The organism is Wolbachia endosymbiont (group A) of Apoderus coryli, assembly GCF_947251615.1.
Lineage (GTDB): Bacteria > Pseudomonadota > Alphaproteobacteria > Rickettsiales > Anaplasmataceae > Wolbachia.
On the sequence record NZ_OX366367.1, the window covers coordinates 222,440 to 245,690 of the forward strand.

Genomic DNA, 23,251 nt, shown 5'->3' on the forward strand with positions numbered 1-23,251 from the left:
ATTCCTCGATTATTTTCTAATGCCTAACTTCTCTATTAATTCCTGATAGGCTTCATTACCAAATTTACGCTTTATATAATTTAAGTGCTTGCGTCTTCTACCTATCAATATAAGTAAACCACGCTTAGAGTGATGGTCATGCTTGTGCACTTTAAAATGCTCAGTTAAATTACTGATCCTCTCGGTCAAAATTGCACATTGTACAAAAGATGAACCTGTATCATCTTCTTTAATTGCATATATATTTATCAAACTCTTTTTCTTTTCGGATGTTATCGACATCTAAACCTCATTTTAAATATTAAAAACACGAATAGGTTTCACACAACCATAAATAAAACTGCAGATTGCAATAGGTACACTACCCACTATCGTATAACAAGTATCATAATTCTTTAAATTACGCAAGTTATTTAATACAATTTCCTGACCTTTTCTGATTTTCCCCGCATCTTCTAGGGAAATTTCAACTTTGAACATCGATTTTAAAGCCGATTCAATGGGGATAACGAAACTTTTTGCACTACTCCCTGTCACTCTATTACCTTCTATTACTCCAGTATCACCTTTTGTCATCGGAGTAGCTTGAATACTTGGATCCAGCTAAGTTGGTGAGCATAAAAGTATAGCTAATGCGAGCTCTACGTCATCCCGTCACGGTATCTCTAGATCCCGCTAACAAGCAGCGGGATGACGAAGTTATCGTCATGCCACCGCAGACCGTCATACCGCCGCGGCGCTAACAAGCAGCGGGATGATGATTGTCAACTTCCCCTGTCATCCCAGTAGCTCCTTCGGTGTCATTCCAGTGCTTGACACTGGAATCTAGTTTTCTTTACAAATTCATCAAAAGTGCTTCATTCTATAACGCAAAACCCATACTCACCAAACCCAATGCATTACTTGCAATTAAGTTTCCTGGATCCCAGTGTCTGGGCACTGGGATGACACCCTTCCTGGCGGAGATTGTTCTCAAATCACAATGTTCGTACAGTTGTGGATTCATTCGCGGTATCTTTAGATCCCGCTAACAAGCAGCGGGATGACAGGCTTATCGTCATGCCGCCGCGAACCGTCATACCGCCGCGGTATCTCATCAGCTAACAAGTAGCGGGATGATGAGCTTATCGTCATGCCACCATGAACCGTCATACCGCCGCGGCGCTAACAAGCAGCGGGATGATGATTGTCAACTTCCCCTGTCATCCCAGTAGCTCCTTCGGTGTCATTCCAGTGCTTGACACTGGAATCTAGTTTTCTTTACAAATTCATCAAAAGTGCTTCATTCTATAACGCAAAACCCATACTCACCAAACCCAATGCATTACTTGCAATTAAGTTTCCTGGATCCCAGTGTCTGGGCACTGGGATGACACCCTTCCTGGCGGAGATTGTTCTCAAATCACAATGTTCGTACAGTTGTGGATTCATTCGCGGTATCTCAGCCGCTAACACGTAGGGGAATGACGGTTGTCGTTTAGCTATAAACATTAAGAAATTTACCAAACGAAAAAAAAGGCAAAAGAAGCCCCGATTACTATCTATTTTCAGTATTGGCGTTTTTTAAGTCTTAAACACTGCAATTTAGCTGCTTTTAAATGCAACTCACCTTAGCTTAAATGTTTAAGAAATTTACTAAGCAGAAAAAAAGGCAAAGAAATCCCGTGGTAATTAGTGTTCACTCTCTAATCCTTCAAATTGGCGTACTATACTGTCTTAAACGCTTTATAAGCGCGTTTCGGCTTGTATAGGTAGAAACCTAAAAGTTTTATAAAGACATAAGGTGCACATAGTGCGAAAAATTAAAAATAAGACGCCAAGTACGTTGTTTTTTTTGCTGTTTAATCTGCACAGATGAAGATAACTGAATACCTTCAGTACCATGATAAGGGCGCTGGCGGAGTTTGTCAAGGAATCTTTGACGAAATGATTTTAAAAGTAAAGAGCGGGAGAAGGGGTTCGAACCCTCGACCTCAACCTTGGCAAGGTTGCGCTCTACCAACTGAGCTACTCCCGCAATTAAATTAACCTAAATTTACTTAATTATAGGCATATACAGCGATTTGTAAACCCCGTGTACACGAAAAATGTGAGAGCCCATAAATTTGTGTGGTTCCTTCTATGATCTTTTCGTATACTTAAGGCTCATTTTTGATTATCATAGGTTTTCAATTGTGCCAAAAAATGTATTAATTTTATGGGAATATTTTTATATAAAGACGACTTGCCAGCTAGTTCAATACCAGATGATGTAAGGTCTATAGCTGTTGATACCGAGGCAATGGGGCTACTTCATAGCAGAGATAGATTATGCCTTGTGCAGCTCTCTTTTAATGATGGCAACGCTCACTTAGTTCAACTCAAGAACGATTATACAGCGCCAAATTTGAGAAAAATATTAGAGGATAAAAATATAACTAAAATATTTCACTTCGCGCGATTTGATGTAAGCATAATACGTTGTTACTTGGAAACTTGGGCACTTCCGTGCTATTGCACAAAAATAGCTTCACGGTTAGTTCGCACTTACACAGATAATCATAGCTTAAAAGAGTTATGCTTAGAGCTGCTTGATACCAAACTAAATAAGCAGCAGCAATCTTCTGATTGGGGAAATGAAAATTTGACAGACAAACAAAAAAGTTATGCTGCATCTGATGTTTTGTATCTTCATAAGATAAAGGAAAAGCTAGACTTAATGCTGGAACGTGAAAATAGAAAAGAATTGGCCCAAAAGTGTTTTGAATTTCTTCCTACTCGTATTGAGTTGGATTTAATGGGGTGGGAAAACGTGGATATCTTTAACCACCAGATGTAATCATTTGTGAGAAGTTTTTTGTTTGTGCAAAACACTTTAGGGCAATTTTTCAGGCTCTGCGGTAAGAATTTAGTTGATTAGTTGCTAATTGATGCGCTATATTTTACAAAAATTTAGGTATTTTATGAGTGATGATATTACATCGGTAAATGATCAAAATTTCAAATCTGAAGTCATTGACTATAAAGGGTTCGTGCTGGTAGATTTTTGGGCAGAATGGTGCGGGCCATGCAAAAGTCTAATGCCACGTATCGAACAATTGGCTAAGGATAGAAAAGGCAAGATCAAGATCTGCAAATTCGATATAGATGGAGAAACTGAAGTGCCAAGTAAGTATGGAGTGCAATCTATACCCACTTTAATCATATTTCAAGATGGTAAGGAAATTGCACGCAAAATTGGTGCAACAAATGATTTGCTAAGTTGGGTTGATAGTGAAATAAGCTAATAGACAAATTTGCTTTTGTGTGTATTATAAATATTGATAAAAGGGATTGTAGCTCAGTCGGTTAGAGCAGTTCGCTCATAACGAATTGGTCGTAGGTTCGAGTCCTACCAATCCCACCGTTGTATTGATCTTAGCATGATCGTAACAATGAGAAAACTATAATATATGAACTATATGTTGATATAATAGAGGAAATAATGGAATTTACTAAATCTTTGAATAATAAGTTAGATGAGTTGCACTTACTAAATCATCCATTCTACCAATCATGGAATACAGGAAGCTTAAGCTTGCAAGCTTTACAGACCTATGCTAAAGAATATTATCACCACGTTGCTGCGTTTCCTCGTTATATCAGTGGTATACATTTTTTGTGCCCAGATCTAAAAATGCGACAGGTTTTGCTTGGTAATTTGATAGAAGAAGAACAAGGTGATGAAAATCATCCAGAGTTATGGCAGCGTTTTGCTGAAGGACTAGGAGTAGCACGATCTGAACTTCTTGAAGATGCACAGATTAAGGAGACGCAAGAATTAGTTGACGGTTACTTTGACATTGTAAGATCAGGTTTTGCGGCAGGTCTTGGAGCCTTGTACGCTTACGAACGTCAAACTCCAGAGGTTTCTAAGTCTAAAATTGAAGGTTTAAAAAAACACTATTCAATAAGTGATGAGCGTTCTCTTCAATTTTTTACGGTTCATATGCATGCTGATGAATGGCATTCTGAGGAGTGTGCAAATCTTATTGAAGATCTAGATGAAAAAGAGCAAGATAAAGTTATGCAGGGTGCTCAAAAGGGAGCAAAACTCTTGTGGGGTTTTCTTGATGGAATGATGAATGCTAGCGTGTGTTAGTAGTTGTAAGTAGCTTAAGAATTAAAACTTAGTGGTGTTGGAATGCAATGTCTACATGTAATCTTCTTATATCTGATTTACGGCTTTGGGTTCATTTAGGCTATAGTGCAGAAGAGAAGTCTCATTCCCAATTAGTTAGTATTGATGTTGATTTTATTTTTAAATCTCCTCCTTTAGGGCTTATGACTGACCGGCTTGAAGATACTGTCTGCTATCTAGAGATAGTACAAAATATTCAATCTCTTGTTCAGAGCAAGCAATTCAATTTAATCGAGCACTTAACCCATGATATATACAGAGCCATTAATAATCTTTTGGTGCAAAAAAAACATACTATTTCTTCCATGAGAGTGACTACTCACAAAGTTGCACCACCCGTTCCCGATGTGCATGGAGGTGTTCTCTTTACTTATTGTAATACATTACAAGAACAGGAAGCTGACTAATGATTTACATCTCTATTGGCTCAAATATGGGGAATCGCTTTTCCCATTTACAAAAGGCTGCTCAGTTACTAAAGGAGCGCTATTTTAAAAATTTAAAATCTTCAATTATTCTGGAGACTAAGGCTATTTTACCAAATGATGCTCCACCTCAGTGGAATAAGCCATTTCTAAATATGGTTGTGTATGGAAGTTGTTCTTCTTCTCCTGAAGAGCTGTTAAAGGGCCTTAAACAAATTGAATGTGACATTGGCCGTCTGCAGGTCTATGAAAAATGGGCACCTCGCGTTATTGATTTGGATATTTTGTTATGGGATGACCTGACACTTGATACATCCTACCTTAAGATTCCTCACCCAGAATTGATAAACAGACCATTTTTGCTTCACTTGATGGCAATGCTGAGCCCCATGGCAGTAGTTAACAAAACGTTTGGTACTACTAACCATAACATTAAGGATTGCTTTTTAAGGAGTTTTACGCTTTCACCAGAGCTTGTAGGTATTGTCAATATTACTCCTGATTCATTTTCAGATGGTGGTCTTTATTATGATGCAGATCAAGCAACCAAGCAGGCACTGCGGCTGTTATCAGATGGTGCAAGCATAGTTGAACTTGGTGCTCAATCAACAAGACCTGGCTCCTCAATACAAACTCCAAAAGCAGAATATGCACGCTTAAAACCAGTGCTTGATAATCTTAGTCATTATATGGAAGCTGGTGATATTAAAGTCAGCATCGATAGTTTCTGGCCAGATGTTATTTTGAACGTTTTGGAGCACTACAACATTGCCTGGGTAAACGATCAGAAGGGAGATCTAGATGATAATACCTTAAAAGCAATCGCTAGCAGTGGATGTGGCATCGTTATTATGCACTCACTCTCCATACCACCACATAGAGACAACATTATCCCAAGTGACACTGATCCAATTGATACCATAAATAATTGGGCAGAGAAGAGCATTAGCAGGTTATTTGCCCTAAGTTTTGATAAAAATTCAATAATTATTGACCCTGGTATTGGTTTTGGAAAATCTATGTACCAGAATATCCAGATTTTACGCAATATAGAAGCATTGCAAAGTTTTGGCTGCAAAGTTCTGGTTGGTCATTCTAGAAAGTCATTTATTTCTTCTTTTTCTACAGAACCTGTCTTTAACCGAGATTTAGAAACAATTGCTTTATCATCTGCATTGCACAACAAGGTTGATTTCCTTCGAGTGCATAATGTGCGTGATCACATGCGATTTTTTGTAGCTCAAGCTGCTTTACAGGGATGATAGTTATCGGAATTATGGCTGTTGATCCCAAGGGGGTAATTGGAATAAATAATGGATTGCCCTGGCATTATCCAAGTGAGTTAGATCATTTTCGTCAGGTAACTGACAAACAAGTTATTGTTATGGGAAGAAAAACGTTTGAGATAATACCCCAAAACATATTAAAGCCTATTGTTTTTTCTCGTAACAAATTAAGTCCTTGTTTTAATAAAGGCATAAAATGCACTATTGTTTCTTCTATGCAAGAGTTTTTGTCAATCCAAAGTAGTTCTAAAGTCTTCATGATTGGTGGAGCACAAATAGCGCACCTTTTTTTAGAATATAATCTAATCTCAGAGTTTATTATGACTGAAATTTACAAAACTTATAAGGGTGATACATATTTCAACTTAACACTTCTTAGTGGATGGAATAAAACTATTCTCACCAAAACAAAAGATTATACTATATGTAGATTAACACGTGATAAAGATGGAAGAAAAAATTGTGAAGCTCATTAAGTCTCTTAACTATAAATTATGCCAACTAAAACAACAGGTAAGAGGGCTTTTATGAGAAACTTTTTGATGTAATAGTATGTATGTTAAAGCAATTTATACCCACCGCATTGAATGTGGAGAAGTATTAGAGCAGGTTCTTGATCGCTATGTTTCAGAGCTGCTAAGAGAGGAAGTTGTTCTTGCTATCACATCAAAAATCATTTCTGTTTGTCAAAAACAGGTGGTTTGCAAAACTGCTTGTTCTAAAGAAGAGCTAATCAAAAGAGAAGCTGATGCAATTGTTGATGTGGCTCATAGTATCTGTTTAACGATTAAAGATAATATCTTAATTCCATCTGCTGGTATTGATGAATCAAATGGTAATGAGGTGTATATTCTATATCCAAAAGATGTTCAGAAAACAGCTCTGTCGATATGGAACTATCTCAAGACAAAACACTGCATAAAACATCTTGGTATTTTGATTACAGATAGTAATGTAACACCTATGCGTCGTGGGGTTACGGGCGTTGCTCTTGGTTGGTGTGGATTTGAACCACTTTATTCCTATATAGGCAAGCCAGATCTTTATAATCAACCACTGCAAGTAACACAAGTCAATCTTCTTGATGCACTGGCAACATCTGCTGTTTTAGTTATGGGAGAAGGGGCAGAGCAAACACCAATGGCAATAATTAGTGGTGCACCAAAGGTTCACTTTCTTACTCGTCCGCCAACTACAGAAAAAGAAAAAAGTGTTAAGATATCTATGAAAAAAGACCTTTATTCTCCTCTCCTCATGGGAGCCCGCTGGTTAAAGAGTTAAAGAGAAACTTAAAAATTTGCTATTAAACTTCTTGCATAACCATGTAACGAACTTTTATTGGGAATAGAAACGAAAAACTTCCTTGACAAGCTTCGCCAGCCCCCTTATCATGATACTGAAGGTATTCATTTATCTTCAATCTGTGCAGATTAAACGACAACAGTATTACGTAATTGGCGTCTTATTTTTAATTTTTTGCACTATGCGCACCCTACGTCTTCACAACATTTCTGGGTTTTTACCTATATAAGCTGAAACGCGCTTATAAAGCGTTTAAGACAGTATAGCACGCCAATTTGCAGGATTAGAGAGTGACAACTAGCTAATACGGGATATCTTTTGCCTTTTTTTCTGCTTAGTAAATTTCTTAAACATTCAAACTAAGGTGAGTTGCATTTAAAAGCAGCTAAATTGCAGTGTTTAAGACTTAAAAAACGCCAATGTTCTAAAATAGATATTAATCGGGGCTTCTTTTGCCTTTTTTTTCGTTTGGTAAATTTCTTAATACTTGTAGCTAAAAGAGCCCGTGAAGGGTAGTGAAGGGTGTCATCCCAGTGCTTGACACTGGGATCCAGTTTTCCATATAATCTCATCGAAAACGTTGTAACCACTTTCTATGCTAGTTTGCTTGTGAGCAAGCAAACTTTCCTGGATTCCAGTGTCAAGCACTGGAATGACACCCACTGGTGAGTCAAGCCGAAAACGTTTGTACAGCTATGTGTCAAGGCACTGGGATGACACCCTGACAACCGTCATCCCGCTACGTGTTAGCGCCGCGGCGGTATGACGTAGGACTGCTGTCATCCCGCTGCTTGTTAGCGGCTGAGATACCGTGGCGGCATGACGTAGAAGCTATACTTTTATACTCACCAAATCAGTTTGCTTGCTCATAAGCAAACTTTCCTGGATTCCAGTGTCAAGCACTGGAATGACATCATCCTTGTACCTTTTTTCTACTTAGTTTGGGTTATGCAAGAAGTCTATTCCTTCATAAGGAGAAGTAGTTAAAGGAATTTACTCTATTTCTCCCTCTTTTTTTATTATTTTTAATCTATAGTTAACGTAAAAGAGATATGCAAAAACTCTATTGATCCATAGTCTGCAAATTATTAATAACACTTACTTTAAAGAACCTCACTTTACGCTGATCTTTGAGCGCTCTTCTGTGGTATTTTGTAAGAGTATAACTTGTGAAATCGTCTTCCCTATAGATTAAAGAGTTACACTGCTTTATATGTGATGCTATCCACTCTGCATAGTCCTGATGATCGGTTGCAATGAATATTTCCCCTGTTATAAGTATTTTTTTTGCTAATAAATTTAAAAATTCCGTATTAATTAATCGTCTTTTATTGTGACTTCTTTTTGGCCATGGATCTGGAAAGAGAATAAAGAGTCTTTCAACACTGTTGTCCGGAAAATTTGCAATCAATTCTCTTGCATCTTCTGTCCATATTAAAATGTTTTTTATGTTTTGTATTTCTATGTTTGTTAGCAAGCGAGAAACCCCCTTTAAGTAGGGCTCACATCCTATAAACAATAGATCAGGTTCATTGAGCATCTGGTGAAGCATATTTTCACCGTTGCCAAAGCCTATTTCTACCCATATTCTTTTTTGTGAATTTACAATCTTCTCTATAGATTCCTTGCTGTTTTGAATAGAATATCTTTCCAATATTTCATCAACATCCGGTTTTAGCCTGGACCTTCTGGAGAACGATCTAATCCACTTGCTATTCTTAAATAGCATATTCTTGATACATATATAATTTTCTCACTATATTTTACATAGCTTAAACAATTCTCGAAATGAATTAATGAAAAATTACTTGTCAATAATTATTAATATTATATAATATATGAGTTCTAATAAAGTTTAAATTAAAGGTATGAATAATAATAATCCAGTTGTAAATCTACCGGTTACTATCAGAAAGCTATCATCAAACAAGTTTATAGAAGAGATATGTCAAGGCCAATTTGAGGATCAAGATAATGCCTTGTTTGAAGATTCTTTTGTTAACAAAATTAAAGAAGGAGATGTGGTAGAAGGTGTAATTACAAGAATAAACCCTAACGACGTTGTGGTTGATATTGGTTTAAAGTCTGACGGGAGAATTCTGATCAAGGAACTCGGTTGTAATGATGAGGTCATTATTGGCTCGAAAATTAGAGTTTATGTGGAAAGAATTGAAGATTATCATGGTAATGTTGTTCTTAGCCGTGAAAAAGCAATTAGGGACGAAAAATGGAATAAGTTGGAAGAAGATACAGTTACAAGAGCTGAAGTAAACGGAGTTATTAAACGCTCAATTAAATGTGGTTTTATTGTTGATCTTGGTGACGGAATAAGCGCTTTTTTACCGCTGAGTCATGTGGATTTGAAGCAAGTAAAAGATGCGAAGCACCTTATTGAAACTGAACAAAAGTTCATCGTGCTTAAAATGGATAAGAAGCAAGGTAATATTGTAGTATCAAGAAAGCTGGTGTTAGAAAAATTGCACGCTGGTGAAAAAATTAAATTTTTAGAATCTTTAAATGAAGGCGATATAATAGAAGGAAAAATAAAAAGCATCACTCATTACGGTGTATTTGTTGGTATTCATGAATCAGATGCAGTGGGAGTTATAGATGGGTTGCTACATATTACAGATATCTCTTGGAGTAGAGTAAGTCATCCATCTGCAGTTTTTGCTTATGGCCAGGCTATAAAAGTTAAAATTATAAAAATAGATAAGGAAAATGCGAAAGTTTCCTTAGGTGTAAAGCAGCTAGAAGATAGCCCTTGGCAAGATGCAGAGTCAAAATATCCGGTTGATAGTGTGCATAAGGGTCATGTAACAAGTATAGAAGATTATGGATTGTTTGTTGAGCTTAGACCTGGGATTGAAGGTTTAGTGCACTCATCGGAAATAACTTGGGTTAAGAGCAATTTACCAGTTAGTAGTCTCGTAACAAGGGGACAAGAAGTATATGTAAAAATTCTCAGTATTGACATTGCTAAGAATAGGATGAGTTTAAGCATGAAAAGGTGTATAGATAATCCTTGGCAAGTATTTGTCAATAAGTATCCTCCTGGTTCTATTGTTTCTGGTGAGATTAAGAATAATACCGGCTCATATATATCTGTTGCTTTCAATGGTTCTGAAATAGATGAGAACGTAGAAGGGACAATATATGTGAAAGATTTAAGTTGGTCTAAAAATAGCTCAGATGAGATAAAGAAGTATAATGTAGGTGATAAAATAGAAGCAAAAGTGATAAGGGCTAACGTGAATCGGGCAAGAATTTATCTTGGAATAAAACAAATAGAGTATGATCCTCTTGAAGAACTGATAAAGAAAGTTAAGGTAGGCGATAAAATACAGGTTATTGTAGGTAAGAGAGAAGATAATGGACTAGTCGTTGAAGTTGAGAACGATGTAACCCTTCTAATAGATCAAGAACATTTACCGGAAAATAAAAAGTTCTCTATATCAGAAAAAATAGAAGTTGAAGTATTGGGTGTTGAAGAATATAACATAGTATTATCTGCTAAGTGATAAGGTTTACTTATTTTGGCTTCATATAAATGGCAACAAAGTCTGATATAATAGCGAGGGTAGCAAAAAGACATCCTTTTTTAGATAAGATTGTTATAGCAGCTATAGTTGATAGATTTTTTGGAATACTTTCAAACACATTGAAACATCATAATAGAGTTGAAATTAGGGGATTTGGTTCTTTTTCAGTTAGAAGTTATAACTTGAAAGAAACAAGCCATTTAATGTTACAGAAGTTTACAAAGAATCAATACTTTAAAACATATTTTCGTAGCAGTAAAAAATTATCTGATTTGATAAATGAATAAAAATTTATACCATAAATAAGATGAAAGTAGGGGTTTGAGTTTATACTGTACGATAGAAATTTTTAGCACCATATGCAAGTAGTAGAAATAGTTATACGTAATAACACATATAAAATATCTTGCGAAAGTGGGAAGAAGAGCCATTTATTACGCCTTGCTAATAGTTTTGACAAGCTAGTTGGTTCTGTATCTCAAAAAACTGGAGGTAAGGGTTCGGATGCATTAAATTTCTTACTTGCAGCACTAATTCTTGAGGATAAAATTTTAGAATTAACAAAGCGGTTGGATGAAGCAAATCAAGAGCGCGAAAAGTATAGAAACGAGAAAAGAATAGAATATACTGAGGTACTAGATAAGGTAAATAAGATTATCACTAATCTTGAGTGCATAAAGGATTAGCTTCAATAAAGCAAGCAATTAAATTGACTATCTGACTATTTAAGCCAGGAGGGAGGTTTGTCTTACGAGTTATGTAACAATATAATTCGTAATCATCAAGATCAACTATTTTTTCGTATTCGATTAGTTCGCTTAAGGAAAATTTATCAAGATATTTCAATGCGAAATGCCCTAAAAGTATATCGGTTTCTTTGCAACCCCTATGCCAGCTTCTATACATTAATTTTCTTCTGAGTAGTGAGGTATCTGTCATTACAATTAAACTTTTTTTAATTTAAAAGTTAAACTAAATACTTGTCAAGCGAGGCGCGTTTTAATATACTTAACATTTTGTTAAGATCTAAATATACAGGTGGAGTTAATTTCGAATTTCATTCATCAGTTTGGCGATGGAATATATTGTTTTTTGTCATTTGCCTTAATCATTTCTGTTATAGTGTTTGTGCATGAATATGGGCATTATATTGTTGCTAAAGCATGCAAAGTTAAAGTTGAATCTTTTTCTATAGGCTTTGGTCCTGAAATTTTTGGTTTTAACGATAAGTCTGGAACTAGATGGAAATTAAGTGCTGTTCCACTGGGTGGCTACGTTAAAATGCTAGGGGATACTAATGCAGCAAGCGTTCCAGCTGATCAGCAAAAATTGACTAACGAAGAAAGATTATATTCATTCCATACAAAGCCGCGTCATCAAAAGGCAGCAGTGGTTTTTGCAGGACCATTTGCAAACATGGTACTCGCTGTTATCGCTTTTACAATGTTTTTCAGCATTAAAGGCTATTATCACACTCCACCGATTATCGGAAATGTAGTCGAAGGCAGTGCAGCCAAGCAAGCTGGTTTGTTGCCAGGTGACACTATTACACAAATCAATGAGCATAAAATAAAATACTTTGAAGATATTTCACGTGTGATAATGTCAAACCCTAAGACAAAAATGGAAATTGAGTATACTAGAAATAATGCAGAGCACAGAACTAGCCTCACTCCGTTAATAATAGAGGGTAAGGACGATTTTGGTAACAAAGTAGAAAGAGAAATGATAGGGATTACTTCAGTCAATACATTAAAGCAGTCGTCTTTTCTTGGGGCTGTGAGCTTATCAGTAAGTGAAACTTACCACACTATGTGCTTAACGATCAAAGCTCTCTTTCAAATTATTGTTGGTAAAAGGAGTATCAATGAAATAGGTGGGCCAATAAAAATCGCAAAGTATTCAGGGCAATCAGCTAAAAAGGGGGTCATTATGGTTGTGTATTTCATGGCAATTATTTCAGCTAATTTAGCTGCAATTAACTTGCTGCCAATTCCACTATTGGATGGTGGGCATTTATTTCACTATATTATAGAAGCAGTTATACGCAGGGATTTAAGTTTGAAATATCAAAAATATGCAGCTACTTTTGGTGCTTCCGTATTGTTTTTGCTTATGGCAATTGCAATTTCGAATGATATTAGGAGTCTTTTTTAAAATAAACATGAAAAAGCTACTTTACATATTATTAATAGTAATTTTTCCCGCTCTACTTGTTGCTTTAGAAAATAAGGAAAAAGTGCAGGTGAAAGATGTCAAATGTATTGGTAATGAGAGGGTAAGCAACCAGACAATAGGTTTTTATATAAAACTAAAACCTGGCGATTATATAAACGACGATGATATAGACTCAATTATAAAAGATCTATATAAAACAAAGTTGTTTGCTAGTGTTAACGCTTATGTTGATGATGAAAAAAATTTAGTAGTAAAAATTCAAGAGAATCCACTAATTAACAAGATAATATTAAAGGGTAATAAGTTATTTAATAGCAAAGAGTTACTAAATAATGTGATTCAGTCAAAATCGCTAACTATTTTCACTGAAACAAAATTGCAAAGCGATTTAATGAATTTAGTTACTACTTATAGAAATAATGGCAAAGTCGGCGTTAAAATTGAATATGAGTTGGAGAAGCTCGATGGTAATAGGGTCAATCTAATTTTCAAAATAAAAGAAGGTAAAACCTCTAAAATTAAGGATATAAGATTTATAGGTAACAAAAACTTTTCTGAAACCGAGCTAGAGCAAGCTATTAAAGTGCATAGTAATGACATATTTAGTAAGTTATTTAGAGCCATTTTTAAGGGCGGAACTCGTTATTCACCACAATATTTATTGATTAACACAGAATTGCTCGATCGTTTTTATTCATCTAAAGGATATATTCAAAATAATATTCAACCGATTGTTGAGGTTGATAATAACAATCAGATAGAGTTGACTTTTTTGATTGACGAAGGACAGCAATATTTGTTTGGAAATAATGAGGTTAATATTGAAACTGAAATTCAGGATTTAAGCCTAAAAGAAGAAATATTGGACTTTATAACAGAGGAAAACGATAAGATATTTAATAGAGTTAAAATTAATAATACAGTAGAAAAAATAAACAAGTATTTAAATGAGAAAGGATATATATTTGCAAAAGTTAATCCAGAGTATGTACAACGTGACAATGTTGTAGATGTGACCTACAGAGTGCTGCCGGGTAAAAAGATTTATATAAATCAAATTACAATTGATGGTAACGATCGCACTTTAGATAAGGTGATCAGAAGTAAGCTAAGTATAGCAGAAGGTGATGCGTACAATATATCTGAGATTCAAAAATCACGTAAAAAACTAATGAGTAGTGATTTTTTTGAAACAGTAAAAGTAAATAGTTACGCAGTTAATGACAATGCAGTAAATCTTGACTTAAATGTTAAAGAAAAAAGAACTGCTTCATTATCTTTAGCAGGAGGTATGTCCTTTCCTGGTGGAGCATTTGTAAAAACTGATTTCACAGATCGTAATTTATTTGGTAGTGGTAAAGAGCTCTCTTTTGCTCTTGAGAAAAATCAATATTCACTTTCTACTAATGTAGAGGTTGTTGAAAATAATTTTAACGATTCTGATACATCACTAGGTGTGGGCGTATTTTATGAAAAACAAGATAAACCACACACTAGCTTCGACAGTTGTGACATGGGATTTTCAACAAAATTATCATACAAAGTTATAGAAAACTTAACTAATTCCATTCGCTACTCTTACAAGTATAACCGTATACATATGGATAATAAGGATGGAAAAGACAATGACATCTCTGATATAATAAAGGGGCAAGAAGGTGAACATCAGATTTCATCAGTAGGATACACATTAGCGTATAATAAACTGGATAACCTCTATACTCCAAAAGAAGGGTATTTACTGCGCTTAAGTCAGGATATTTCAGGATTGGGAGGGAATGTAAACTTCCTAAAATCTGAGTTCTTGTCTTTTTACACGCATCCTATATTAAGTAAAATTGACGATAGCATAATACTACGCTTTAAGATGGCAGCAGGTCATATTTTTTCTTATACCGATGAAGATCTAAACATTGGCCAGCACTTTTTTAAAGGTGGTAATGAAATTAGAGGATTTGACCTTTCCGGTATTGGACCAAGAACAGAAAACAAAAATAAAAGCTCACTAGGAGGCAAAACTTATTTTAATTTAACACAGCAAGTAGATTTTCCACTACCAAAACTATATGACTATGCTGGTATCAAAGGCTCATTATTTGTTGACTATGCAGCACTTTTCGGCTTAGATGATAAAAATGGGAAATATAAAGATCCATATAATGATAGTAAGCTTATAAGAGTGTCACCAGGTTTTGGCTTTTCAATGCCTTCTCCTTTTGGTAGACTTAGATTAGATTTTGGGTTTCCTTTAGTAAAGGAATCTTATGATATAATACCATCACCAAATGTTAAATTTTCTATTGAAGCGGGGATTTGAATGAAATATATACAGTTATTTATATCAGTTATTGCCTTAATTATTTCCTTATTTGTGGGGTATAAGTTTATAGAATATCGGCCTCAGAACACAAAAGCTGCAATTATTGATAGTGACAAAGTCATCAATGAATCTCTTGCTCTGCAAAACATACAACAACAAATAAAGGAGCAGAATTCTAGATTACAACAAGAATTTGAAAGTGAGTTAGAAAAACTTAAGCCATCAAAAGAAGAATTTGAACTTTTGTCAGAAGAAGCAAAAAAGGAAAAGACAGAACAGTTTAATAAGCATACTGTAAATGCTAGAGATGCTTACGCTGAAAAAATGTTGTATTTAGAAGAAAGTTATAGAGATGCAGTAGAGAGTGTTTTTAACAAGATAAAAGAAGTTGCTAAAAAAACGGCAGAAAAAAACAACATAGATTTGGTGCTATTTATTTCAAAAAAGAACCAAGTTTTATACTCTATGGATGAAGTTGATTTATCGGATATGGTATTAAACAATATAAACAAGGAAATACCTGAATTTGCTTTAAAAGGCATTGAGTAGGCTTATGCAATTTAATATCAGTGATATTATAAAAATACTACCACATTCTTATCCGTTTCTCTTAGTAGATAGGGTTATAGAGTGTGATCCTGGTAAAAGTATAAAAGCAATCAAAAATGTGACTTTCAATGAGCCATTTTTTATTGGCCATTTCCCTGGTCATCCAATAATGCCCGGAGTCTTGATAATTGAATCTCTAGCTCAAGCATCTGCTATATGTGTTCTTGGTAAAGAAAGTCAAGGTACAATAGAAAACAAAGCTATTTACTTTATGTCTATTGAAAATGCAAAATTCAGAAAGCCAGTCACTCCAGGGGACACACTGATTCTTCAAGCTAATGTTAAAAACGCACGTTTAAGTGCATGTAAATTTGAGTGTATTGCGTATGTTGGTGAAGAAAAGGTTGCAGAGGCAACGATTTTAGCTATGCTACAAAATACGTAATATACAAAAGACAGTGTGCATACTGTATAATGCAGCTTAATATCTCATTTTCTAGTCTATATACTCGCAGTGGATTAATAAAATTGGATGAGACATTTTTGAATTATATTAAATCATGTGATGAAAGCTTGTTTTGTTCATTAATTGAAGCAAGGAAAAATCAGATTGGTGATAGCCAGTTAATAATAGACCTCTCATATTTATTTGACGAGTTTATTGCAAAACTTTTCAACATTGAAAAAGAAATAGAAGAGCTAAAGAAAAAACACAATGACTTTGCTGTAATATATAAATGTAAAAGGTTATTTGTCCAACGCTACGCATTGAAGAAATACACTAATGTGGCGAATATAGATATTACTAACAGACTAAGTCATTTTCTCACTTTGCCAACAACAGAAAAAAATTTTGCTGAGCAGGTGATGCATTGGTTTCAAGATAAAGAAAATCACAAAGAAGAAATAGAACTTGCGGCACAATATGCAGTGTGGAGAGTAAAAAATAAACGGAGTATACTCTTTAGTATCCATAGGAAAATTGACCATGAAAATCTCATACCATTTTCTAAAAAAGAAGTAGACAAAGTTGAAGTGCTGTATTCAAATGAAGTAAAAAGACGATATGGTTTTGATCTAACAAGCAAAAAGGTGAGTTTAAATAAAGCATTAGATAACGCTCACTACTGCATATTCTGTCATAAGCAAAATAAGGACAGCTGCTCAAAGGGGCTAATTAATAACGACAATACTTTTAAACAATCCCCACTAAAAGTTGAGCTGCATGGCTGCCCACTAGAACAGAAAATATCAGAAATGAATCTGGTGAAAAGCGAAGGCTACAGCATAGCAAGCCTTGCAATTGTGATGATAGATAACCCATTATGTGCGGCTACTGGGCACAGAATATGCAATGACTGCATGAACTCGTGCATATATCAGAAACAAGAACCCGTGAATGTGCCAATGATTGAAACAAGGATTTTGGATGATGTGCTTAGTTTACCGTACGGATTTGAAATATATTCTCTGCTCAGCCGTTGGAATCCTTTAAATTTTCAGCGTTCATTGCCAAGAGAAAACACCGGAAAAAACGTTCTAGTTGTAGGCCTTGGTCCTGCTGGTTTTAATTTAGCTCATCATTTGTTGAATGATGGGCATAACGTTATCGCCATTGATGGACTAAAGATTGAACCTTTGATCGATAATTTCCAGCTAATTAAAGATTTCAAACACGAAAAATTGAGTGAACGCACGGCAGGTGGGTTTGGTGGGGTGGCAGAATATGGCATTACTTCTCGGTGGGATAAAAATTACTTAAAAATTATCAGGTTATTACTAGAAAGACGTGAAAATTTTGCAATTTATGGCGGCATTCGTTTTGGTGGCACAATTACCGTGAAAGATAGCTTCAATCTAGGTTTTGATCACATCGCCTTGGCGCTTGGCTCAGGTAAGCCTCGAATGATAAAAATAAAGAATATGCTAGCTCGTGGGGTGCGCATGGCATCTGACTTTCTTATGTTGTTACAACTGACTGGCGCTCTTAAATTTGATTCTATAGCAAATCTGCAAGTTCGTATGCCGATAGTTGTCATAGGTGCGGGGCTTACTGCGATTGACACTGCCACTGAAGCTTTAGCGTATTATCCAATTCAAGTAGAAAAATTTCTTCTTCGTTACGAGGTATTGGTTGGTAAATATGGAAAAGACTATGTTGAAAAAGATTGGACAGAAGAAGAACATGAAATTGCGAATGAATTTATATCGCACGCAAAGTTGATCCAAGCAGAGCAAGAGTTAGCAAAAAAAGAGAGTAGAGAAATAAAAATATTAGAGTTAATGCAGAGTCTTGGGGGAGTGAAAGTTGTATATAGAAAAGAGCTGAAAGACTCGCCAAGTTATCGATTAAATAGCGAAGAGGTGCAAAACGCATTATCAGAAGGGATTTACTTTATTGAAAACTTAGAGCCAGTTGAAGTTGTGACGGATAAATATAACCATGCTGAATCAATAAAACTGATAGACACAAAATCCGGCGAAATCAAATGCATGAAAGCACGTTCTATTTTTATAGCAGCAGGTACTGAGCCAAATACGGTTATTGCAACAGAAGATAAAAAGCATTTTAAATTAAGTAATGGGTATTTTACTCATTTGAATTCATCAGGAAAAGAAATAGATCCAATATTTTCTCCTAAAATGCAAAATAAAGATAGAATATTAGTGTATAAGCAAGGCAATAAAACAATTAGCTTTTTTGGTGATCTTCATCCTTCGTATAGCGGCAGCGTCGTGAAAGCTATGGCAAGTGCTAAGAACGGCTACCCTATTATTTCCCAGCTTTTGAATAGAGTTAATAGCTTCGTTTCTGTCACTCCAGCTAGAATCTCGGAGTCATATGCACAATTGTATGAATGTTGTAATGTAAGAGTAACTTTTACCAAAAAAGATGTCATCCAAGTAGCTGACACTGAGATCCAGAAAAAAAATGCGTGGTCAAGCGTTGAAGATCTGGCTAACAAAGAATTTTTCAATAAAATCAAAGAGCAATTCACTGCAAAGGTTATAAAAGTTCAATATTTAACAGACAAAGTTGTGGAAATAGTGATCAAAGCACCACTTGCGGCAAAGAATTTTAAACCTGGACAATTCTTTAGGTTGCAAAATTTTGAAACCAATAGCAAAAAAACTAACCTCGCTATGGAAGGTATAGCTGTAACTGGCACTGAAGTAGACAAAAAAAAAGGAATTATTTCCACTATTGTGCTGGAAATCGGCGGTTCCACTGGTTTATGCAGACACTTAAGAGAAGGCGAGCAAATAATTCTTATGGGCCCAACTGGATGCCCTACTGAGGTTTACTAAGTCTGGATATTAAAGTGATGCCAAATTTTATTTCAAAAAGTAAATAATTTACTAACGCTCGTGCACAAATTAAAAATAAATTATGCACGAGTGTAGCATTATGAATTAAGAATGCTATATTAAAGCTTACCTCACTATTAAAGCTATCGGTCAGATTAGATTAAAAACCTAATCTGACCGGTTTCTCTATAACCCTCTAAACTCTGATATAATTATATGATAATTAGTTTAATTAGTGGTTAATATGCAAATTGATTTTATTCATATATTGAGATAGCATAAACCATATTGGTTTAAATTATTGTGCAACTTTGTAAATCGTCACTGTTACTCCTACTGACTATATTAATAGTTATAGTCCTAAAATTACCTGAAAATTTGAGCATTGCAGTAAATTGGTCTCTCCCAATTCTAGATTTTGATTTATCTTTTCGTATCATACTAATATCTTTTTTATCAGTTGCATTTTTAGCTGTTCTACCAGCACAAAATTTGACTTTTTCAGAGATGCTATCTTTTGCTGCTTACACTATTAGTTCACTTTATGCAGTTTTATCTGAACATATGATATTGGTTATAATATTCTGTGAATTAATGACCGTCAGTGCATTTTTTACTATCGCAGCTGGCTGTAGAGATAGTGGACCTGCAATAAGGTACGCCTGTGTACACTTTTTCGTTGGAGTTATATTAATAGCAGGATTGGCACTTCAAAGCACTAACCTGATAATTTTGGGTTTATTGATAAACTGCGCTTGTTTTCCTTTTTCGTTTTGGGTTGTTGATGCATATCCTGCTGCATCGCTACATGGCACTACATATCTCTCTTTATTTACCACTAAAGTCTCTTTTTTAGTGATGCTTTTACACACTTATAACCTATGGCAAGATTGTACTGAAATATTAGCGCTTGTAGGCGCCATCACTGCAATTTACAGCATTATATTTGCTTCTCTTGAGCAAAATATTCGTAGATTTTTATGCTATAACGTTGTAGGACAAATGGGCTTGCTGATTATTGCAGGAGGTTTACTTAGCCCTTCGGAAAAGGCAATACCAATTTTGATACTGCATATAATCTTCTCTCTTGTTTATCAATCATTATTGTTTGTGGTCAGCAATTCGATTATTTCACGAACAAAAACAATTAGTTTTAATGGAGTAGGTGAACTGATGTCAGTGGAAGGCATGTGTGCTATAATCGCAATACTTACAATGGCTGCATTTCCTGGAACCGCTGGATTTATCAGTAAATCATATATCACAGCTGAAATTGAAATGAACACTGTTGCCTTAAAAGGGTATAAAAATTTATATAAGGTTCTAAATTTGCTGCTTCATTTAAGCGTGGGGCTAAAGTTTCTTTATTACTTATTTATTGCAAAAAGTAAGTCAAAACCGTTAGCAGAGAGGGGGGGCAAAATGACTATGATCATTTTAGCATTTATATGCGTAATCGCTGGCAATCCTTACTTACCTATTTACAATAAACCTTCGATTTTCGATTTTGTGTACAACACAAAAAATATTTTGTCGCAATTTAATTTGTTACTATGTACCACTTTATTGTTTATTCCTTTACGCAAGTTATTTTACCCGAGAGTAAATTTTAAAATGGATGTTGATTGGATTTTTAGAGCTTTCATATCCTATATTATCTTGCTGTTCAATCAGTTAGTCTCTAAAACTAGAGAAATATTTGCCAGCGTAGTGCAAAACTTGACTAATTCACTTACTAGTTTATACTTTAATAATATTACTAAACTTAAAGAAGTGCTGGGTTATAACTCAGTGAGTTTTGTTTCAGCTTCTTCTCTCTTTTTAATGAGTATTCTACTAACGCTATTATGTTTAAATCGTTAACTGAAAGTTTAAATTCTGTATTTAGTAAACTAAGAGGAAAGTCGATCATTTCTGAAGATGATTTTAATCTTGCCATGCGTGAAATACGCATAGCCTTAATTGAAGCTGACGTTTCACTTGAAGTTGCAAAAAAATTCATCAACGACATTAAAGATAAAGTGATTGGGGAAAAAGTCATAAAAAGTGTTTCTCCAGCACAAATGATAATTAAAATTGTGCAGGATAATTTAGTTGCAGTTCTCGGATCAGAGAAAAGTGACTTAAATCTAGCAGTTAAACCCCCTGCTGTGATTATGATGGTGGGCTTACAAGGTGCAGGTAAAACAACTACCTCAGGAAAGCTTGCTTTCAAGCTAAAAAAGCAAAAGAAAAAAGTGATGCTTGCCTCTTTAGACATTTATAGGCCGGCTGCCCAAAAACAACTTGAGGTGCTGGGTAAACAGATAGACGTACAAACTTTACCTACAGTAATAAATGAGGGGCCTATTGCAATTACAAAAAGGGCACTGGCAGCAGCAAAGAACGATAATTATGATGTATTAATACTAGACACCGCAGGCAGGCTTCATATTGACAATAATATGATGAATGAGTTGAAAGCCGTAAAGGAAATAGCTTCACCTGCAGAAGTTATTTTAGTAGCCGACGCAATGATAGGCCAGGATGCGGTCAACATTGCCAAATCATTCAATGAGGTAATAGGTGTAACCGGCATTATTCTCACCCGCGTTGATGGTGATGCACGTGGTGGTGCTGCTCTTTCTATGAAAATGATCACCGATTGTCCAATTAAATTTATTGCTTGTGGTGAAAAATTAAGTGACCTCGATGATTTTTATCCCGATAGAATTGCAAAAAGGATACTTAGCATGGGTGATGTTGTATCATTGGTTGAAAAAGCTGCTGAGATTGTTGGTCAGGAAGAAATTGATAAGTTACAAAAGAAAGTAAAAAAGGGTAAATTCGACCTAAATGACCTAGTGGGAATGTTAAAAACTCTCAATAAAATGGATGGTATTAGCAACATAATGAAATTCATTCCTAGTTCATTCACAAAAAAGCTAAGCAGCGGTGTGCCAGATGACAATAAAGTGAAAAAATATATAGCCATCATAAACTCAATGACTGAAAAGGAAAGGCAAAATCCAGATATTTTAAATGGCAAAAGAAGACTTAGAATTTCTAAGGGGTCCGGAACAAGTGTAACTGACGTTAATCTTCTAATTAAGCAGTATAATCAAATGAGCTCTATAGTGAATAAGTTCAGTAAAGTTGACCATAGTAAACTCAAAGAATCTGATTTGATGGATATGCTAAGCAGAAAGTAAGTCAGCAGGTAGTGGAATGAGACGATTGTCAGTAAACCTTTAGCTATATCAAAAGCGGCTTAGGTCTCGCAAAAAAATTTACAGCTTCTTGCTAGCCAAGAAATTTATTATTAATTTTAAGAAATACTATAGCTGACCCAAGCAACATGTCATACCGCGATTCATTCGCGGTATCTCAGCCGCTAACAAGAGATCCCGCTAACAAGCAGCGGGATGACGATTGTCAGGGTGTCATCCCAGTGCTCCGACACTGATTTCCATCCAAGACGGTGTCATCCCAGTGCCCAGACACTGGGATGACAAAAAAAGGAGCACTGGGATGACACCATTTGTTGTGTTTAACAAAGTTCGTACTTAGCTTCATGTTAGCTACAAACGTTAAGAAATTTACCAAATGAAAAAAAAGGCAAAAGAAGCCCCGTGGTTATTATCCGCTTTAAAATATTGGCGTTTTTTATGTTTTAAACGCTTGACAAGCGAGATTCAGCTGCTTTTAATTGCAACTAACCTACGCTGCAAATGTTTAAGAAATTTACTAAGCAGAAAAAAAGACAAAGAATCCCCGAGTTAGCTAGTCTTTTACTATCTCTGTCGAGTATTGGCATTTTTTGATGTCTTGTAACGCTTTATAAGCGCGTTCAGCTTATTTAGATAAAAATCTAGATGTAGATGAAGTTTTGTAAAGACATACAGTATCTATATACTGCAAAAAATTGAACATAAGACGCCGATACATTAAGTAATCCTTACCTTTTAATCTGCAGATTGGCGAAAGCAAATACAATAGCTTCAGTTTCATGATAAGAGGGCTGGCAAAGGGTGTCAAGCAAGTTTTTTCGTTTCTATTGTAATGACAGTTATGGCCTGTGCAAGAAATCTATTGATTAACAGCAGGTTCTTTGTTACAGTTCATAGTTATGCAAAGAAACTTAAAGCCTCATGAGTTTATTTACAGCCAGTGATTTACATAATTTGGAACTGTATAGCTGA

The 23,251-nt window shown here is 35.2% G+C and carries 25 protein-coding genes and 2 tRNA genes; 21 read left to right on the forward strand and 6 right to left on the reverse strand.

Going from position 1 to position 23,251, the window contains the following annotated elements; translation table 11 throughout:
• Nucleotides 1-9: 9 nt before the first annotated feature.
• Both rpsO and OPR43_RS01320 read right to left on the reverse strand, forming a co-directional pair.
• Entirely contained in the window at nt 10-282 is a 273-nt protein-coding gene (rpsO, locus tag OPR43_RS01315) for a 30S ribosomal protein S15 (protein ID WP_006279944.1), read from the reverse strand.
• 12 nt (nt 283-294) lie between these two features.
• Nucleotides 295-576, reverse strand: coding sequence for a hypothetical protein (locus OPR43_RS01320; RefSeq protein WP_265035084.1), 282 nt, complete (start codon nt 574-576; stop codon nt 295-297).
• Nucleotides 577-761: 185 nt separating this feature from the next.
• Here OPR43_RS01320 and OPR43_RS08370 point away from each other — a divergent pair, with 185 nt between their 5' ends.
• Both OPR43_RS08370 and OPR43_RS01330 read left to right on the forward strand, forming a co-directional pair.
• A complete protein-coding gene (locus OPR43_RS08370) occupies nt 762-1,031 on the forward strand; it encodes a hypothetical protein (protein ID WP_410540918.1) in 270 nt (89 codons plus the stop codon).
• 155 nt (nt 1,032-1,186) lie between these two features.
• Nucleotides 1,187-1,459, forward strand: coding sequence for a hypothetical protein (locus OPR43_RS01330; protein ID WP_265025798.1), 273 nt, complete (start codon nt 1,187-1,189; stop codon nt 1,457-1,459).
• A gap of 485 nt (nt 1,460-1,944) precedes the next feature.
• Here the strand turns inward: OPR43_RS01330 and OPR43_RS01335 are convergent.
• Nucleotides 1,945-2,017, reverse strand: a tRNA-Gly gene (locus OPR43_RS01335).
• A gap of 180 nt (nt 2,018-2,197) precedes the next feature.
• Between OPR43_RS01335 and OPR43_RS01340 the strand changes: the two genes are divergently transcribed.
• The 8 genes from OPR43_RS01340 (at nt 2,198) to OPR43_RS01375 (ending at nt 7,151) form a co-directional block, all read left to right on the forward strand.
• Nucleotides 2,198-2,818, forward strand: coding sequence for a ribonuclease D (locus OPR43_RS01340; RefSeq protein ID WP_265035088.1), 621 nt, complete (start codon nt 2,198-2,200; stop codon nt 2,816-2,818).
• A 124-nt stretch (nt 2,819-2,942) separates the two neighbouring features.
• Complete coding sequence (trxA, locus tag OPR43_RS01345) at nt 2,943-3,266, forward strand: thioredoxin (protein WP_265025796.1); 324 nt, start codon at nt 2,943-2,945, stop codon at nt 3,264-3,266.
• Nucleotides 3,267-3,308: 42 nt separating this feature from the next.
• Nucleotides 3,309-3,382, forward strand: a tRNA-Ile gene (locus OPR43_RS01350).
• 81 nt (nt 3,383-3,463) lie between these two features.
• Nucleotides 3,464-4,120, forward strand: coding sequence for a CADD family putative folate metabolism protein (locus OPR43_RS01355; protein ID WP_265035090.1), 657 nt, complete (start codon nt 3,464-3,466; stop codon nt 4,118-4,120).
• A 47-nt stretch (nt 4,121-4,167) separates the two neighbouring features.
• Entirely contained in the window at nt 4,168-4,566 is a 399-nt protein-coding gene (locus tag OPR43_RS01360) for a dihydroneopterin aldolase (protein ID WP_265035091.1), read from the forward strand.
• The gene (folP, locus tag OPR43_RS01365) at nt 4,566-5,846 is read left to right on the forward strand and encodes a dihydropteroate synthase (RefSeq protein ID WP_265035093.1); all 1,281 of its coding nucleotides are present in this window, start codon (nt 4,566-4,568) and stop codon (nt 5,844-5,846) included. Before OPR43_RS01360 ends, folP begins: the two co-directional genes overlap by 1 nt.
• Nucleotides 5,843-6,346, forward strand: coding sequence for a dihydrofolate reductase (locus OPR43_RS01370; RefSeq protein ID WP_265035095.1), 504 nt, complete (start codon nt 5,843-5,845; stop codon nt 6,344-6,346). The genes folP and OPR43_RS01370 overlap by 4 nt, the downstream gene beginning before the upstream one ends.
• A gap of 76 nt (nt 6,347-6,422) precedes the next feature.
• Nucleotides 6,423-7,151, forward strand: a complete 729-nt coding sequence (locus OPR43_RS01375) for a putative folate metabolism gamma-glutamate ligase (RefSeq protein WP_265035096.1) — start codon at nt 6,423-6,425, stop codon at nt 7,149-7,151.
• Nucleotides 7,152-7,697: 546 nt separating this feature from the next.
• Here the strand turns inward: OPR43_RS01375 and OPR43_RS01380 are convergent.
• The gene (locus OPR43_RS01380) at nt 7,698-7,835 is read right to left on the reverse strand and encodes a hypothetical protein (RefSeq protein WP_265035745.1); all 138 of its coding nucleotides are present in this window, start codon (nt 7,833-7,835) and stop codon (nt 7,698-7,700) included.
• A gap of 400 nt (nt 7,836-8,235) precedes the next feature.
• Nucleotides 8,236-8,901, reverse strand: coding sequence for a tRNA (guanosine(46)-N7)-methyltransferase TrmB (gene trmB / locus OPR43_RS01385; protein WP_265035098.1), 666 nt, complete (start codon nt 8,899-8,901; stop codon nt 8,236-8,238).
• 139 nt (nt 8,902-9,040) lie between these two features.
• On the opposite strand from trmB, the gene OPR43_RS01390 reads away from it, so the two are divergent.
• The 3 genes from OPR43_RS01390 to OPR43_RS01400 all read left to right on the forward strand — a co-directional run bounded on the left by OPR43_RS01390 (nt 9,041) and on the right by OPR43_RS01400 (nt 11,400).
• On the forward strand, nt 9,041-10,693 hold the full coding sequence (locus OPR43_RS01390) for a 30S ribosomal protein S1 (RefSeq protein ID WP_265035100.1): 1,653 nt from the start codon (nt 9,041-9,043) through the stop codon (nt 10,691-10,693).
• 29 nt (nt 10,694-10,722) lie between these two features.
• Nucleotides 10,723-11,001 carry an HU family DNA-binding protein gene (locus OPR43_RS01395; protein WP_265025786.1) on the forward strand — a complete coding sequence of 93 codons (279 nt, stop codon included), beginning with the start codon at nt 10,723-10,725 and terminating at the stop codon, nt 10,999-11,001.
• Between the two features lie 72 nt (nt 11,002-11,073).
• Nucleotides 11,074-11,400 (forward strand): cell division protein ZapA, encoded by a 327-nt coding sequence (locus tag OPR43_RS01400; protein WP_250295111.1) that lies wholly within the window; start codon nt 11,074-11,076, stop codon nt 11,398-11,400.
• Here OPR43_RS01400 and OPR43_RS01405 read toward each other — a convergent pair.
• The gene (locus tag OPR43_RS01405) at nt 11,375-11,653 is read right to left on the reverse strand and encodes an FAD assembly factor SdhE (protein ID WP_182158663.1); all 279 of its coding nucleotides are present in this window, start codon (nt 11,651-11,653) and stop codon (nt 11,375-11,377) included. The two genes, OPR43_RS01400 and OPR43_RS01405, sit on opposite strands and share 26 nt — an antisense overlap.
• 99 nt (nt 11,654-11,752) lie before the next feature.
• Here OPR43_RS01405 and rseP point away from each other — a divergent pair, with 99 nt between their 5' ends.
• The 8 genes from rseP (at nt 11,753) to OPR43_RS01445 (ending at nt 22,619) form a co-directional block, all read left to right on the forward strand.
• Nucleotides 11,753-12,871 (forward strand): RIP metalloprotease RseP, encoded by a 1,119-nt coding sequence (rseP, locus tag OPR43_RS01410; protein WP_265035102.1) that lies wholly within the window; start codon nt 11,753-11,755, stop codon nt 12,869-12,871.
• Nucleotides 12,872-12,878: 7 nt separating this feature from the next.
• A complete protein-coding gene (gene bamA, locus OPR43_RS01415; protein WP_265035104.1) occupies nt 12,879-15,209 on the forward strand; it encodes an outer membrane protein assembly factor BamA in 2,331 nt (776 codons plus the stop codon).
• Nucleotides 15,210-15,761 (forward strand): OmpH family outer membrane protein, encoded by a 552-nt coding sequence (locus OPR43_RS01420; protein WP_265035106.1) that lies wholly within the window; start codon nt 15,210-15,212, stop codon nt 15,759-15,761.
• Between the two features lie 4 nt (nt 15,762-15,765).
• Nucleotides 15,766-16,206 carry a 3-hydroxyacyl-ACP dehydratase FabZ gene (gene fabZ, locus OPR43_RS01425; RefSeq protein WP_064125117.1) on the forward strand — a complete coding sequence of 147 codons (441 nt, stop codon included), beginning with the start codon at nt 15,766-15,768 and terminating at the stop codon, nt 16,204-16,206.
• 29 nt (nt 16,207-16,235) lie between these two features.
• Entirely contained in the window at nt 16,236-19,070 is a 2,835-nt protein-coding gene (locus OPR43_RS01430; RefSeq protein ID WP_265035110.1) for an FAD-dependent oxidoreductase, read from the forward strand.
• A 303-nt stretch (nt 19,071-19,373) separates the two neighbouring features.
• The gene (locus OPR43_RS01435; protein ID WP_265035111.1) at nt 19,374-20,933 is read left to right on the forward strand and encodes a proton-conducting transporter transmembrane domain-containing protein; all 1,560 of its coding nucleotides are present in this window, start codon (nt 19,374-19,376) and stop codon (nt 20,931-20,933) included.
• Nucleotides 20,918-22,261 (forward strand): signal recognition particle protein, encoded by a 1,344-nt coding sequence (gene ffh, locus OPR43_RS01440; RefSeq protein ID WP_265025778.1) that lies wholly within the window; start codon nt 20,918-20,920, stop codon nt 22,259-22,261. Before OPR43_RS01435 ends, ffh begins: the two co-directional genes overlap by 16 nt.
• Before the next feature lie 220 nt (nt 22,262-22,481).
• Nucleotides 22,482-22,619 (forward strand): hypothetical protein, encoded by a 138-nt coding sequence (locus OPR43_RS01445; protein WP_265035112.1) that lies wholly within the window; start codon nt 22,482-22,484, stop codon nt 22,617-22,619.
• Nucleotides 22,620-23,251 lie beyond the last annotated feature (632 nt).